Origin of the sequence: Halomonas sp. PGE1 (assembly GCF_013000985.1) — a bacterium.
Taxonomy (GTDB): domain Bacteria; phylum Pseudomonadota; class Gammaproteobacteria; order Pseudomonadales; family Halomonadaceae; genus Halomonas; species Halomonas alkalicola.
Genome location: NZ_CP053032.1, coordinates 1 through 13,412, shown reverse-complemented (window position 1 = coordinate 13,412; position 13,412 = coordinate 1). Strand labels below are relative to the sequence as shown.

General features: G+C 69.3%; 15 protein-coding genes. 5 read left to right on the top strand and 10 right to left on the bottom strand.

Annotated features, from left to right (window positions below; genetic code table 11):
• Positions 1–73: 73 nt before the first annotated feature.
• The 3 genes from HIR79_RS00075 to dksA form a co-directional block, all read right to left on the bottom strand.
• Complete coding sequence (locus tag HIR79_RS00075) at positions 74–250, bottom strand: hypothetical protein (RefSeq protein ID WP_162899978.1); 177 nt, start codon at positions 248–250, stop codon at positions 74–76.
• 9 nt (positions 251–259) lie between these two features.
• Positions 260–1,156, bottom strand: coding sequence for a tRNA glutamyl-Q(34) synthetase GluQRS (gene gluQRS, locus HIR79_RS00070; protein WP_169955861.1), 897 nt, complete (start codon positions 1,154–1,156; stop codon positions 260–262).
• Between the two features lie 84 nt (positions 1,157–1,240).
• Positions 1,241–1,678, bottom strand: a complete 438-nt coding sequence (dksA, locus tag HIR79_RS00065) for an RNA polymerase-binding protein DksA (protein WP_119022744.1) — start codon at positions 1,676–1,678, stop codon at positions 1,241–1,243.
• A 237-nt stretch (positions 1,679–1,915) separates the two neighbouring features.
• Between dksA and HIR79_RS00060 the strand changes: the two genes are divergently transcribed.
• Together HIR79_RS00060 and sfsA are read left to right on the top strand one after the other, a co-directional pair.
• Positions 1,916–3,076 (top strand): pyridoxal phosphate-dependent aminotransferase, encoded by a 1,161-nt coding sequence (locus HIR79_RS00060; RefSeq protein WP_169955859.1) that lies wholly within the window; start codon positions 1,916–1,918, stop codon positions 3,074–3,076.
• Between the two features lie 9 nt (positions 3,077–3,085).
• Positions 3,086–3,844, top strand: coding sequence for a DNA/RNA nuclease SfsA (gene sfsA / locus HIR79_RS00055; RefSeq protein ID WP_169955857.1), 759 nt, complete (start codon positions 3,086–3,088; stop codon positions 3,842–3,844).
• 37 nt (positions 3,845–3,881) lie between these two features.
• On the opposite strand, the gene HIR79_RS00050 is transcribed toward sfsA, so the two are convergent.
• The 6 genes from HIR79_RS00050 to HIR79_RS00025 all read right to left on the bottom strand — a co-directional run bounded on the left by HIR79_RS00050 (position 3,882) and on the right by HIR79_RS00025 (position 8,443).
• Entirely contained in the window at positions 3,882–4,337 is a 456-nt protein-coding gene (locus HIR79_RS00050; RefSeq protein ID WP_169955855.1) for a DUF4426 domain-containing protein, read from the bottom strand.
• 26 nt (positions 4,338–4,363) lie between these two features.
• Positions 4,364–4,963 (bottom strand): methionine biosynthesis protein MetW, encoded by a 600-nt coding sequence (metW, locus tag HIR79_RS00045; protein WP_110070055.1) that lies wholly within the window; start codon positions 4,961–4,963, stop codon positions 4,364–4,366.
• Positions 4,963–6,120 (bottom strand): homoserine O-succinyltransferase MetX, encoded by a 1,158-nt coding sequence (gene metX, locus HIR79_RS00040; RefSeq protein WP_110070044.1) that lies wholly within the window; start codon positions 6,118–6,120, stop codon positions 4,963–4,965. The genes metW and metX overlap by 1 nt, the downstream gene beginning before the upstream one ends.
• A 46-nt stretch (positions 6,121–6,166) precedes the next feature.
• Positions 6,167–6,748, bottom strand: coding sequence for a YggT family protein (locus tag HIR79_RS00035; RefSeq protein WP_169955853.1), 582 nt, complete (start codon positions 6,746–6,748; stop codon positions 6,167–6,169).
• Positions 6,749–6,828: 80 nt separating this feature from the next.
• Positions 6,829–7,653, bottom strand: coding sequence for a pyrroline-5-carboxylate reductase (gene proC, locus HIR79_RS00030; protein ID WP_169955851.1), 825 nt, complete (start codon positions 7,651–7,653; stop codon positions 6,829–6,831).
• A gap of 70 nt (positions 7,654–7,723) precedes the next feature.
• On the bottom strand, positions 7,724–8,443 hold the full coding sequence (locus HIR79_RS00025) for a YggS family pyridoxal phosphate-dependent enzyme (RefSeq protein ID WP_119022736.1): 720 nt from the start codon (positions 8,441–8,443) through the stop codon (positions 7,724–7,726).
• A gap of 66 nt (positions 8,444–8,509) precedes the next feature.
• Between HIR79_RS00025 and HIR79_RS00020 the strand changes: the two genes are divergently transcribed.
• Complete coding sequence (locus HIR79_RS00020; RefSeq protein ID WP_119022735.1) at positions 8,510–9,544, top strand: type IV pilus twitching motility protein PilT; 1,035 nt, start codon at positions 8,510–8,512, stop codon at positions 9,542–9,544.
• 49 nt (positions 9,545–9,593) lie between these two features.
• Positions 9,594–10,736, top strand: coding sequence for a PilT/PilU family type 4a pilus ATPase (locus HIR79_RS00015; protein WP_119022734.1), 1,143 nt, complete (start codon positions 9,594–9,596; stop codon positions 10,734–10,736).
• Positions 10,737–10,776: 40 nt separating this feature from the next.
• Here HIR79_RS00015 and HIR79_RS00010 read toward each other — a convergent pair whose 3' ends face one another.
• Positions 10,777–11,916: an anhydro-N-acetylmuramic acid kinase gene (locus HIR79_RS00010; RefSeq protein ID WP_169955849.1), complete on the bottom strand. Its 1,140-nt coding sequence runs from the start codon at positions 11,914–11,916 to the stop codon at positions 10,777–10,779.
• Between the two features lie 115 nt (positions 11,917–12,031).
• Between HIR79_RS00010 and tyrS the strand changes: the two genes are divergently transcribed.
• Positions 12,032–13,231, top strand: a complete 1,200-nt coding sequence (gene tyrS, locus HIR79_RS00005) for a tyrosine--tRNA ligase (RefSeq protein ID WP_169955847.1) — start codon at positions 12,032–12,034, stop codon at positions 13,229–13,231.
• Positions 13,232–13,412 lie beyond the last annotated feature (181 nt).

Sequence of the window (13,412 nt, the reverse complement as noted above, 5' to 3'; positions counted from 1 at the left end):
AGGGTCAGCGCGATCAGCCCCCCCCCAGATGATGCTCGGGGAGCCGGTACCAGGCGAGCAACGCCGCGTCAGGCTAGCGTTCATCGAGCTTCCTCTTCTGCTCCAGCCACAGGGTCAGCGCGATCAGCACCCCCCAAATAATAAAGGGGCGATACCAGGCCACGCCGGGGCTGGCCCAGCCGCTCATCATCAGCGGCGAGAGCAGGTAGCCACCGAGCACCAGGAACAGCAGGATGCGATAGACGTACATGGGCGCCTCTCAGTCGGACGGCAGCGCGTCGCGCGTTCGGTGTGGCTCGGGGCGGATGCGGGAGACCTCCCAGTGGGCGATGGCCCAGGCGAGCTGCTCCGCCACTGGCGCCTCGCGGAGCCCGGCGGGCGGGGCCTGGTCCAGGGCCACGAGGGCGGCATGCAGCAGGGGGCGCACCGCGCCGTCATCGGTGGGCAGGGCCGGGGCCAGGTTCTGCTTGGAGAGCTTCTGGCCCCCTTCGCCGATGATCAGCGGCAGGTGCAGGTAGCGCGGCGCGGGGTAGCCCAGGGCGTGCTGCAGCTGGCGCTGCCAGGGAGTGTTGTCGAGCAGGTCGAAGCCACGCACCACGTCGCTGATCCCCTGCCCGGCGTCGTCCACCACCACGGCGAGCTGGTAGGCCCAGAGGCCATCCTTGCGCTTGAGCACCACGTCGCCGAGCTCGGCGGGATCGAAGCGCTGCTCGTCGAAGAGGCGGTCCTGCCAGACCACCGGATGCAGGCCCAGGTCGCTGCGCAGCCGCCAGGCCACTGGCCTGCCGGGCTCGCGCACGCCCTCGCGGCACCAGCCGGGGTAGACCGCATGCTCGCGCCACTGCTTGCGCGAGCAGCTGCAGGGATAGGCCAGGCCGAGTGCAACCAGGCGGTCGAGGGCCGCCTGATAGGCGTCGCCGCGGTCGTGCTGCCAGAGCACCGGGCCGTCCCAGTGCAGGCCGAAGGCCGCGAGCTGGCGCTGGATCTCGTCGGCGGCACCCGGCGGGCAGCGCGGCGGGTCGATGTCCTCGATGCGCAGCCACCACTCGCCGCCGGCGCGGCGGGCATCCAGGAAGCTGGCCAGGGCGGCCACCAGCGAACCGAAGTGCAGCGGGCCCGACGGGGTCGGGGCGAAGCGGCCGCGGTAGTGGCTCATGGGCGGCTCCCGCCATCAGACGCGCGAACGGGCACCCAGGGGTGCCCGTTGCGAGGGTTCATGCAGGCCATCGGCATGCCTGGATCAGCCGCCCAGCTGCTTTTCCTTGAGCTCGGCCAGCGTCTTGCAGTCGACGCACAGGGTGGCCGTGGGGCGCGCCTCGAGGCGGCGGATGCCTATCTCGACGCCGCAGGCCTCGCAGAAGCCGTAGTCATCCTCGTCGATCTTGTCGAGGGTCTCGTTGATCTTCTTGAGCAGCTTGCGCTCGCGATCCCGGGTGCGCAGCTCCAGGCTGAAGCCCTCCTCCTGGGTGGCGCGGTCGGCCGGGTCGGCGTAGTTGTTCGCCTCTTCCTGCAGGTGACGCACGGTGCGGTCCACCTCTTCCATGAGCTCCTGCTTCCAGCCCAGCAGGATCTGGCGGAAGTGCTCCAGCTGCTGCTCGTTCATGTACTCTTCACCCGCCGCCGGCTCGTAGGGGGTGAACTTCTTGGGAGCTTCCGCTTTCTTGTCGGCTACTGGCATGGGACTGCCTCGTTACTTGAGTGACTGCTGATCAATACCTGCCTGGGTGCAAGGTATCTCACGCCAAAGGGATGCTTGTTTAGCGGAAAAAACCGGGGGTTTGCAACCTCGCCCTCCCCGCCGGCTGCGGCCTTGCCACCAAAGTCGCTACACTATGGGCCCTCGATCATATGACACTGTGACCACGCCGCGGGAGCAAGGCTCCCTGGCGTCGGTCGTCTGCCACAGGAGCCCGCCATGGCGTGGAATGCACGCATCGATAAGGTTGCCCCCTTCCGGGTGATGAGCCTGCTGGAAACTGCCCAGGCCCGCGAGGCGGCCGGCCACGACGTCATCCACCTGGAGGTGGGCGAGCCCGACTTTCCCACCCCGGCCCCGGTGGTGGCCGCTGGCCAGGCGGCCCTGGCCGCGGGCCATACCCGCTATACGCCGGCGGCGGGACTGCCGGCGCTGCGCGAGGCGATCGCCGGCCACTATGCCGAGCACTTCGGCGCCGAGGTCGACCCGCGGCGCATCCTGGTGACCCCCGGCGCCTCCGGGGCGCTGCTGCTGGCCAGCCAGCTGCTCGCCGGCCCCGGCGACCGCGTGCTGATGGCCGACCCCAACTACCCCTGCAACCGCCACTTCATGGCCCTGGCCGGCGCCGAGGTGGACGCCGTGCCGGTGGGGCCGGCCAGCGGCTGGCAGCTGGATGCCGGCCTGGTCGAGGCCCACTGGCGCGACACCACCCGGCTGGCGATGCTGGCCACCCCCTCGAACCCCACCGGCCATATGCTCGACGAGGCGCAGCTGGCGGCCGTGGCCGCGACGGTGGCGGCCAGGGGCGGCCACCTGCTGGTGGACGAGATCTACCAGGGGCTCTGCTATGACCTCGAGCCGCTCTCGGTGGCCGCGATCACCCCGGACGCCTTCGTGGTCAACAGCTTCTCCAAGTACTTCGGCATGACAGGTTGGCGCCTGGGCTGGCTGCTGGCGCCCGAGGCTGCGGTGGAGCCGCTCACCCGGCTGGCCCAGAACGTCTTCCTGGCCGCCCCCACCCCGGCCCAGCACGCCGCCCTGGCGGCCTTCACGCCCGAGTGCCGGGAGATTCTGGAGGCCCGTCGCCATGAGCTTTCGCGTCGCCGCGACGCCCTGCTGGCGGCCCTGGCACCCCTGGGGCTTGCGCCTTCGCTGCCGCCCCAGGGGGCCTTTTACCTGTGGCTCGATATCTCCCGCTACAGCAACGACAGCCAGGCCTTCTGCCGGCGCCTGCTGGAGGAGGAGAACGTGGCGATCACGCCGGGAATCGACTTCGCCCTCGCGGGCGGCGAGCATCACGTGCGCATCGCCTTCACCACCGGCATCGTGCGGCTGGAGGAGGCGGTGGCGCGTCTCGCACGCTTCCTGGCCCGGCAGTAGGGGGCGCGCATGGACTACCCCGAGCTGGTGCCGGGCACGCTGCTGCGGCGCTACAAGCGCTTCCTCGCCGACGTGCGCCTCGACGACGGCCGCGAGGTCACCGCCCACTGCCCCAACACCGGCTCCATGCGGGCCGTGAACGTGCCCGGCTGCCGGGTGTGGCTCTCGCCCAGCGACAATCCGGCGCGCAAGCTGGCCTGGACCTGGGAGCTGATCGAGCTGCCCCAGCCCGATGGCACCCTGGCCGCGGCCTCGGTGCAGACCGGGCGGGCCAACCGCATCGTCGAGGAGGCCCTGCGCGAGGGCCGGGTGCCCGGGCTCGCCGGTTACGCCGACCTGAAGCGCGAGGCAAGGGTGGTGCTGGACGGTGGGCTCTCGGCGCGGCTCGACTTCCGCCTGGACGACCCCGAGCGAGGCACGGCCTTCGTGGAGGTCAAGCAGGTCACCCTGAAGGAAGCCGACGGCCACGGCTACTTCCCCGACGCGGTGAGCGAGCGGGGCCGCAAGCATCTGGAGGTGCTGGCGGCGCTGGCCGAGCGCGGCCAGCGCGCGGTGCTGCTGTTCTGCGTGGCCCACGAGGGCATCGAGGACGTGGCGCCGGCGGCGCACCTGGATCCCGCCTATGCGGCGACCCTGCGCACGGCGGCGGTGCGCGGCGTGGAGGTGCTGGCGCAGCGCTGCGAGGTGGTGCGGCTAGGTGATTCGCCGGTGGCGATTCGCCTCGGGGCGCCGCTGCCGGTGGCTCTCGAGCGACGCTTCACCGGTTGAGCGCCGGCCGGGCAGGCCTTGCCCGGCCGGTGGGGGTTCAGCGGTCGATGTAGAAGCGCTGGATGAAGCTGACCCGGGCCGGCTCCGCGTTGCGGTCGTGGAGGACCTCCAGGTCGAAGCGCATCGCCTCGTCGTCGTGGATGCGGAATACCGCTATCTGGGAGGGGGCGTCGCCGCTGCGCAGGGTGCGAAAGCTCAGCGGGGTGCGGGCGTCGCCGCTGGCGAGTCCCCCGACCGTCCCGTTCACCGAGACCGGCAGGGCGCGGGTGGTGCCGTCCTCGCGCTCCTCGAGCACGCTGACGTTGAGCAGCGCCATCACCTGGCTGCGCTGGATATTGTGCTCGCGGGCGACTTCCTCGGGCAGGAAGCTGGTGTTCACCGCGCTGTAGTGGACCTGATAGTTGCCGACCTGCTCGTACTGCTGGGCGGCGGCGGTGCCGGCCAGCAGCATCAGGCCGGCGGCGAGCAGGCCCTTCAGGACGCCTTGCCTCATCGTGAACCCTCTTTGCCGTTGCCGGGTCAGGCGCGTCGGGTGACCCGGAAGATCGCGATTTCGCCGAACAGGTTGGGCCACAGCCGCGAGGTCCAGTGTCCCTCGTGGTCGCCGATGCCCACCGCCCGGTCGACGATGATCAGACCCTTGTCGCGGCAAAGTTGTTCAAAGTCGTTGAAGGTCGAGAGGTGGATGTTGGGGGTGTCGTACCAGGCGTGGGGCAGCGACTTGGAGACCGGCATGTAGCCGCGGATCCCCAGGTGCACGCGATGGCGCCAGTAGGCGAAGTTGGGGAAGGTGATGATCGCCTCGCTGGCCACCCGCAGCATCTCGTCGAGCATGCGGTCGGGGCGGCGCAGCGCCTGCAGGGCCTGGGTCATGATCACCAGGTCGCAGGCGTCGTCATCGAAGTTGGCGAGCCCCTCGTCGAGGTTCTGCTCGATGACGTTGACGCCGCGGGCGATGCAGGCGGTGATGCCGTCCGGGTCGATCTCCAGGCCGTAGCCGGTGACGTTCTTGTCGCGCGCCAGGGCCGCCAGCAGGCTGCCATCGCCGCAGGCCAGGTCGAGGATGCGGGCGTTCGGGGGCACCCAGTCGTGGATCAGCTTGAAGTCGGGGCGGTTCATCATGCGCGCGTCTCCAGGCCGAGGTCGCCGGCCACGCGGTCCATGAAGGCGGCGAACACCGCCTGATAGCGGGGCTCCGGCATCAGGAAGGCGTCGTGGCCGTGGGTCGAGTCGATGTTGGCGTAGCTGACCGGCTTGCCGGCGCGCACCAGGGCGTTGACCAGCTCCCGGGAGCGCGAGGGCGGGAAGCGCCAGTCGGTGGTGAAGCTGACCACCAGGAAGGGGCAGGTGGCGGGGGCCAGCGCCCGCGCCAGGTCGCCGCCGTGGGCCGCGGCCGGGTCGAAGTAGTCCAGCGCCTTGGTCATCAGCAGGTAGGTGTTGGCATCGAAGGAGGTGGAGAAGGTGTCGCCCTGGTAGCGCAGGTAGGACTCCACCTGGAACTCCACGTCGAAGCCGAAGTTGAGGTCGTCGGTGCGCAGGTCGCGCCCGAACTTGCTGCCCATGGCGTCCTCGGAGAGGTAGGTGATGTGCCCCACCATGCGGGCCAGCTTGAGGCCGCGGCGCGGCACGGTGCCGTGCTCGGTGTACCAGCCGTCGTGGAAGTCCGGATCCGAGCGGATCGCCTGGCGGGCGACCTCATTGAAGGCGATGTTCTGCGCCGATAGCTTGGGGGTGGCGGCGATCACTGCGGCACTGGCGACCCGCTCCGGGTAGGCCAGCGTCCACTGCAGCGCCTGCATGCCGCCCAGGCTGCCGCCGATCACCGCGGCGAAGCGCTCTATCTCCAGGCGATCGGCCAGCCGCGCCTGGCTGTTCACCCAGTCGCCCACCGTCATCATGGGAAACTCCGGCCCCCACAGCCGGCCGCTCTCGGGGTTCTCGCAGCTGGGGCCGGTGCTGCCGTGGCAGCCCCCCAGGTTGTTGAGCGAGACCACGAAGAAGCGGTTGGTGTCGATGGACTTGCCGGGGCCGATATGGGCGTCCCACCAGCCCGGCTTGCGTTCGTCGTCGCGGTGGTAGCCGGCCGCATGGTGGTGGCCGGAGAGCGCGTGGCAGATCAGCACCGCGTTGGAGCGTTCGGCGTTGAGGGTGCCATAGGTCTCGTAGACGAGGTCATAGGCCGGCAGCGTCCTGCCGCAGGCCAGGGCCAGGGGGTCGTCGAAGTGCGCCGTCTGGGGCGTCACCAGGCCGACCGAGTCACCAGGAAACTCGGGCATCAGTCGTTCCGTGTCCAGTCGTTGCGGTGGGCGCTGAGGGCGGGCCTCAGAGCCCGACCAGGGCGCCGGCCACGCCGGCAGCGCGGGTCAGTGAACCCACCACGATACCATCGATCAGGCTGATGGCGATGAACGCCACGATGGGCGACAGATCGATCATGCCGAGCGGCGGGATCACCTTGCGCAGCGGCGCCATGATCGGCTCCACCAGCTGCATCACCAGCAGCGCCCCGGGATGGCTGGCGTTGGGGGCGACCCAGCTGAGGATGATCATGGCGATCAGCGCGAAGAAGTAGATCTTCAGGATGGCGTTGGCCAACGCCGCCACCGCGCCGATGGCCACGGCGGCGACCGGCGCCATGCCGAAGCCGGCCATCTGCAGGATGACGATAATGCTCACCGCCTTGATCACGAAGCCGGCCGCCAGGGTGGCCATGTCGAAGCGACCCAGCACCGGGCCCAGGAAGCCCTGAAAGGGGCGCACCGCCGGCTGGGTGATCTTGACCACCGTCTGGCTGATGGGGTTGTAGTAATCGGCCTGAGACGCCTGCAGCAGGAAGCGCAGCATCAGCAGGAAGATGTACAGGTTGACCAGCGTGTTGATCAGCAGCAGGCCGGCATTTCCCATGAGGGTTCCTCCATGTCGTGGGCAGGCCGCCGCCCGGCGGCCCCTTGAAACTGATCCTGGAACTAGAACTGATCCTGGAACTAGCGGCCGCCGAGCTCGGCGGCCATCTCACGGGCGCGTGCGGCGCAGGCGTCCATGGCCTCGGCGAGGATGCGGCGCAGCTCGGCCGCCTCGAGGTGCTCGATCGCGCGTTCGGTGGTGCCGCCCGGCGACATCACGTTGCGCTTGAGCTCCGCGGGGGACTTGTCGCTGGCCATGGCCATCTTCGCGGCGCCCAGCGCGGTCTGCATGGCCAGGCGGCGGGCCGTGTCGGCAGGCAGGCCCAGCTTGACGCCGGCCTCTTCCATGGCCTCGAACACCAGGAAGAAGTAGGCCGGTCCGCTGCCGGAGACGGCGGTGACGGCGTCGAGCAGGTGCTCCTCCTCGACCCACTCCACCAGGCCCACGGCCTCCATCAGTTCGGTGGCCAGGGCCCGCTGCTCGTCGCTGACGCGGGCGTTGGCACAGAGGCCGGAAGCGCCGGCGCCCACCAGGGCCGGGGTGTTGGGCATGCAGCGGACCAGCGGCAGGTCGCCGCCCAGCCAGGCCTCCAGGGTGGCGGCATCGAGGCCGGCGGCCACCGAGATGATCAGCGGGCGCTGGCGCTGCACCACGCCGGCCAGCCCCTCGCAGACCTCCTTCATGATCTGCGGCTTCACCGCCAGCACGACCACATCGGCCTGGGCGACCGCGGCAACGTTGTCGGTGTTGGTGTGAATGCCGTAGCGCTCATGCACCGGGGCCAGGAAGGCGTCGCTCGGGGAGGTGGCGGTGATCGCGGAGGGCGAGAAGCCGCTGTCGATCATGCCGCCGATGATGGCGCTGGCCATGTTGCCGGCGCCGATGAAGGTGACTCTGGTGGCCATGGGGGTGTCCTGTATCGCTCGTCGAATGGAGCCGGTGGAGCATCCGGCGGCTACGTTGTTCGGTCGGTGCTCAGCGGGGTGGTTCGCGCTCCCCGAAGATGGCGGTGCCCACCCGCACCAGGGTGGCGCCCTCCCGCACGGCGGCCTCCAGGTCGCTGGTCATGCCCATGGAGAGGGTGTCCAGCGGCGCCCCGGGGAAGCGGCGGCGCAGCGCCTCCAGGGCCTCGCGCAGGTGGGCGAAGGGCTCTCGCTGGGCCTCGGGGGTCTCGGCCGGGGCCGGGATCGCCATCAGGCCGCGCAGACGCAGGCGCGGCATCGCCAGCACGGCCTCGGCCAGCGCCGGCAGCTCGGCGAGGCTCACACCGGACTTGGTGGCCTCGTCGCTGATATTGACCTGCAGGCAGACCTCGAGCGGCGGCATTGCCTCCGGGCGTTGATCGTTCAGACGCCGGGCGATCTTCTCACGGTCTACGCTGTGTACCCAGGTGAAGTGTTCGGCCACCTCGCGGGTCTTGTTCGACTGCAGCGGGCCGATGAAATGCCAGACGATGCCGTCGAGGTCGGCCAGCTCGGCCTGCTTGGCCAGCGCCTCCTGGACATAGTTCTCGCCGAACTCGCGCTGGCCGAGATGCCAGGCCTCGCGGATCAGCGCCGCCGGCTTGGTCTTGCTGACCGCCAGCAGCTGCGCGCCCTCGGTCGGCCGGCCGGCATCCGCCAGGGCCGCGGATAGGCGCCGGCGCACCGCGGCCAGCGATTCGGCGAGGGGGGTGGAGGCAGAAGGGGCCGTCATGTGGCAAGCTCTGTCATACTGAACATTACAAGATGTCACCAGGGCTTCGGGAGCAAGGGAAAACGCATGGATATTACCGAACTGCTGGCGTTCTCGGCAAAACAGAAGGCCTCCGACCTGCATCTTTCGGCGGGCCTGCCGCCGATGATCCGGGTCGATGGCGACATTCGCCGCCTGAACGTGCCAGCCATGGAGGACCGCGAGGTCCGCAAGCTGATCTACGACATCATGGCCGACCGCCAGCGCCGTGACTACGAGGAGTTCTTCGAGACCGACTTCTCCTTCGAGGTGCCCGGCGTGTCGCGCTTCCGTGTCAACGTCTTCAACCAGGCGCGTGGCGCGGGCGCGGTGTTCCGTACCATTCCCTCCGAGGTGCTGACCCTGGAGGACCTCGGCCTCGGCACCGTCTTCCGTCAGCTCTCCATGCTGCCCCGCGGCCTGGTGCTGGTGACCGGCCCCACCGGCTCGGGCAAGAGCACCACGCTTGCGGCGATGATCGACTACATCAACGATAACCGCTACGAGCACATCCTCACCATCGAGGACCCGGTGGAATTCGTTCACCGCAGCAAGCGCTGCCTGATCAACCAGCGCGAGGTGCACCGCGACACCCACGGCTTCGCCCCGGCGCTGCGCAGCGCCCTGCGCGAGGACCCCGACGTGATCCTGGTGGGTGAGCTGCGTGACCTGGAGACCATTCGCCTGGCGCTGACCGCGGCGGAGACCGGTCACCTGGTGTTCGGCACCCTGCACACCACCTCGGCGGCCAAGACCATCGACCGGATCATCGACGTCTTCCCCGGTGATGAGAAATCCATGGTGCGCTCGATGCTCTCGGAGTCGCTGCAGGCGGTGGTCTCCCAGACCCTGCTCAAGCGCATGGGCGGCGGGCGCGTCGCGGCCCACGAGATCCTGATCGCCACCGCGGCGGTGCGCAACCTGATCCGCGAGGACAAGGTGGCGCAGATCTACTCGGCCATCCAGACCGGCGGCAACCTGGGCATGCAGACCCTCGATGCCTCGCTGGCCAAGCTGGTGGCGGACAACGTGGTGGCGCGCGACGAGGCGCAGGCCAAGGCCAAGGGCGTGCTGGCCAACTGACCGGGGGTCGGCCGCGCGGCAGGGAACAACGGGGAAGAGGAGCAGGGACATGACGGCGAAAGAGTGGCTCTACCAGCTGCTGGATATCATGGTGCAGAAGGAGGCGTCGGATCTGCTGATCTCGGTGAATGCACCGCCGACCCTCAAGATGGCCGGCAAGCTGACTCCCCTGGGCGACCAGGGGCTCTCCGTGGCCCAGGTCGACGAGCTGGTCAGCGCGTCGATCCCGGAGGCGGTGATGGCGCGCTTCCAGGTCGAGCGCGAGGCCAACTTCGCGCTCAGCCTCAGGGACAAGGGGCGCTTTCGCGTCAGCGCCTTCCAGCAGCGCAACCAGAAGGCGATGGTGATCCGGCGCATCGCCTTCGAGATCCCCCACCTGGAGGAGCTGTCGCTGCCGCCGGTGCTGGGCGAGCTGGCCAACAACAAGCGTGGCCTGGTGTTCGTGGTGGGCGGCACCGGTACCGGCAAGTCGACCACCCTGGCCTCGATGATCCAGCAGCGCAACGAGACCCTGGGGGGCCATATCATCAGCGTCGAGGATCCCATCGAGTACGTGCATCCGCACAAGAAGGCGATCATCAACCAGCGCGAGGTGGGCATCGACACCGACTCCTTCGAGGTCGCGCTGAAGAACACCCTGCGCCAGGCGCCCGACGTGATCCTGATCGGCGAGATCCGCACCCGGGAGACCATGGAGCATGCGCTGACCTTCGCCGAGACCGGCCACCTCTGCCTGGCGACCCTGCACGCCAACAACGCCAACCAGGCGCTGGATCGCATCATCCACTTCTTCCCCCACGAGCGGCACGAGCAGATCTGGCTCGACCTCTCGCTCAACCTGCGCGCCATCGTGGCCCAGCAGCTGCTGCCCACGGTGGATGGTGGCCGCTGCCCGGCCATCGAGATCATGCTCAAGTCACCGCTGATCGGCGATCTGGTACGCAAGGGCGAGGTCAACGAGATCAAGAACGTGATGTCGCGCTCCCGAGACCTGGGGATGCAGACCTTCGACCAGGCGCTCTACGACCTCTTCCGGGCGGGCAAGATCACCGAGGAGGTGGCGCTGGTGCACGCCGACTCGGCCAACGACCTGCGCATGATGATCAAGTACGGTGACGCCGGCAGCGAAGGGCTGGCCCAGGCACGCGAGGCGGCAAGCCAGCTCTCGCTCAAGCGCGACGAGGACTTCTGACCCGGCAGGGCGGCGGCCGGCCCGCCCCTGGCGCCGTGGCTCAGGGGGCGTAGACCCCGCCCAGCACCCGGGGGCCGGCGGCGCCGGTGACCGAGGGCAGGTTGCCGGGCATGCCGTGCAGCCTTCGCCAGGTCAGCCAGGCGAAGGCGCCGGCCTCCAGCCAGTCGGCCGGCCAGCCCCACGCCTCGCTATCGGCAAGGCGCGAATCGGGCAGGTGCCGGTCGAGCCTGGCCAGCAGGTCGCGGTTGTGGGCGCCGCCGCCGCAGGGAATCAGCCGCGCAGCGGTGGGAGCCTCGAGTCGCTCGCGCGCCATGGCCACCGCCAGCGCCACGCTCTGTGCCGTCAGCTCCGCCAGGGTGGCCTGCACGTCCTCTGTGCGTTCCTTCCCCGTCAGGTGCCCCTCCAGCCAGTCGAGATGAAACAGCTCGCGCCCGGTGCTGCGGGGCGGCGGCAGGTGGAAGAAGGGCTCCGCCAGCAGCCGACCCAGGAGTGCCTCGTCTACCCGCCCCGAGGCCGCCCAGGCGCCGTCGGCATCGAAATCGCCGCCGCGATGGCGGGCGTGCCAGGCGTCGAGCAGGGCGTTGGCCGGCCCCGAGTCGAAGCCGAGCGGGGCCCTCGGGTCCTCGGCGGGTGGCAGCAGGGTCAGGTTGGCGAAGCCGCCGAGGTTGAGCACCAGCCGCCACTCGCCGGGGGCACGAAACAGCGCCTCGTGGAAGGCGGGCGCCAGGGGAGCCGCCTGGCCGCCGGCCGCCAGGTCGCGGCGCCGGAAGTCGGCCACCACGCAGCGCCCGGTCAGCTCGGCCAGCAGGCTGGGGTTGTCGAGCTGCAGGGTATAGGCGGGCCCGCCGGCGTGCCCCTGTGGGGCGTGCTCGATGGTCTGGCCGTGGCTGCCGATGGCCTCCACCGCCTCGCGGGGCGTGCCGCTCGCCGCCAGCAGCGTGGCCACGGCCTGGGCCTGGAGCCGGCAGAAGGCGTCCTCCGCCGCCGCCAGCTCGGCAAAGCCTGCCCCCGCGGCGTGGCACAGCGCCCACAAAGATTCGCGCAGCGCCGCGGGCATCGGCTCGGCGTGGGAGGCCAGCAGGCGGGGGCAGCCGCTGGCTGAGGTGTCGTCTATCTCCACCAGGGCGGCGTCGATGCCGTCCAGGCTGGTGCCGGACATCAGGCCTATATAGAGGGACATGGCACTCTCTCGGGTCGTTGGGGCGTCACCGCAAGGCGTCGACTCATGCTACCATCCTGGCCCAATCGATGGCCCCCGCCGGGGCCCGGCAACCGTACACGTGGAGTAGGAGACAATGAGCGACGTGGCTAGCGCACTGGCGCTGCTCAAGCGAGGCACCCAGGAGATCCTGCTGGAAGAGGAGCTGATCAAGAAGCTGGAGTCCGGGCGCAAGCTGCGGATCAAGGCGGGCTTCGATCCCACCGCCCCCGATCTGCACCTGGGGCACAGCGTGCTGCTGACCAAGATGCGTCAGTTCCAGGATCTCGGCCACCAGATCATCTTCCTGATCGGCGACTTCACCGGTCGTATCGGCGACCCCACCGGCAAGAACGTCACCCGCAAGCCGCTCACCGAGGAGGAGGTCCGCGCCAACGCCCAGACCTACAAGGAGCAGGTGTTCAAGATCCTCGACCCGGAAAAGACCGAGGTGCGCTTCAACTCCGAGTGGTTCGGCGAGCTCACCGCCGCCAAGATGATCGAGCTGGCGGCCCAGAGCACTGTGGCACGCATGCTCGAGCGCGACGACTTCGATAAGCGCTACAAGGCGGGGCAGCCGATCTCCATCCACGAGTTCCTCTATCCGCTGGTGCAGGGCTACGACTCCGTGGCGCTGGAGGCCGACATCGAGATGGGCGGCACCGACCAGAAGTTCAACCTGCTGATGGGGCGCGAGGTGCAGAAGCACTTCGGCATGACGCCCCAGGTGGTGATCACCATGCCGCTGCTGGAAGGGCTGGACGGCGTGCAGAAGATGTCCAAGTCGCTGGGGAACTACGTCGGCGTGGACGAGGCGCCGGGCGCCATGTTCAACAAGCTGGTCTCCATGCCGGACAGCCTGATCTGGCGCTACTTCGAGCTGCTCTCGCTCAAGTCCAACGAGGAGATCGAGTCGCTCAAGCGTGACGTCGAGGGCGGTGCCAATCCCCGGGACATCAAGATGATCCTGGCCCGCGAGCTGATCGCGCGTTACCACGGCGAGGAGGCGGCGGCCAATGCGCACCGCTCCGCGGGTAACCAGCTGGCCGAGGGCGAGCTGCCGGAGGATCTGCCCGAGGTGGAGGTGGGCTTCGAGGGCAGCGAGCAGGCGCCCATCGCGGCGGTGCTCAACCGCTCCGGCCTGGCCAACAACAGCGCCCAGGCCAAGGACATGCTCGGCAACGGCCGGGTCAAGGTGGATGGCGAGGTGGTCGAGCGAGATCATATGTTGGCGACCGGCCAGAGCTATGTGATCCAGGCGGGCAAGAAGCGCTACGCCCGGGTGACGCTCAAGTAGTCGGACATGATCCGACTGGCCCAGGCCAGTGGACGCTGCGCCCGCCCAAGTGCGGGCGCAGTCGTTTCCGATCGCCCATCTATCCACAACCCCTTCCGCCGCGGCGCTGTGGATAGTTCGGGGCGATGTACTGACTCCCCGGATTCGCCGCTCTGCCATCATCCTGAAACTTTTTACACAG

Coding starts and splice junctions, on each gene's coding strand:
- dksA (WP_119022744.1), bottom strand. CDS start 1,678: ATGCCAGTAGCCGACAAGAAAGCGGAAGCTCCCAAGAAGTTCACCCCC.
- HIR79_RS00020 (WP_119022735.1), top strand. CDS start 8,510: ATGGATATTACCGAACTGCTGGCGTTCTCGGCAAAACAGAAGGCCTCC.
- gluQRS (WP_169955861.1), bottom strand. CDS start 1,156: ATGAGCCACTACCGCGGCCGCTTCGCCCCGACCCCGTCGGGCCCGCTG.
- proC (WP_169955851.1), bottom strand. CDS start 7,653: ATGGCCACCAGAGTCACCTTCATCGGCGCCGGCAACATGGCCAGCGCC.
- HIR79_RS00035 (WP_169955853.1), bottom strand. CDS start 6,748: ATGGGAAATGCCGGCCTGCTGCTGATCAACACGCTGGTCAACCTGTAC.
- metW (WP_110070055.1), bottom strand. CDS start 4,963: ATGAACCGCCCCGACTTCAAGCTGATCCACGACTGGGTGCCCCCGAAC.
- metX (WP_110070044.1), bottom strand. CDS start 6,120: ATGCCCGAGTTTCCTGGTGACTCGGTCGGCCTGGTGACGCCCCAGACG.
- HIR79_RS00010 (WP_169955849.1), bottom strand. CDS start 11,916: ATGTCCCTCTATATAGGCCTGATGTCCGGCACCAGCCTGGACGGCATC.
- HIR79_RS00060 (WP_169955859.1), top strand. CDS start 1,916: ATGGCGTGGAATGCACGCATCGATAAGGTTGCCCCCTTCCGGGTGATG.
- HIR79_RS00025 (WP_119022736.1), bottom strand. CDS start 8,443: ATGACGGCCCCTTCTGCCTCCACCCCCCTCGCCGAATCGCTGGCCGCG.
- HIR79_RS00015 (WP_119022734.1), top strand. CDS start 9,594: ATGACGGCGAAAGAGTGGCTCTACCAGCTGCTGGATATCATGGTGCAG.
- tyrS (WP_169955847.1), top strand. CDS start 12,032: ATGAGCGACGTGGCTAGCGCACTGGCGCTGCTCAAGCGAGGCACCCAG.
- HIR79_RS00050 (WP_169955855.1), bottom strand. CDS start 4,337: ATGAGGCAAGGCGTCCTGAAGGGCCTGCTCGCCGCCGGCCTGATGCTG.
- HIR79_RS00075 (WP_162899978.1), bottom strand. CDS start 250: ATGTACGTCTATCGCATCCTGCTGTTCCTGGTGCTCGGTGGCTACCTG.
- sfsA (WP_169955857.1), top strand. CDS start 3,086: ATGGACTACCCCGAGCTGGTGCCGGGCACGCTGCTGCGGCGCTACAAG.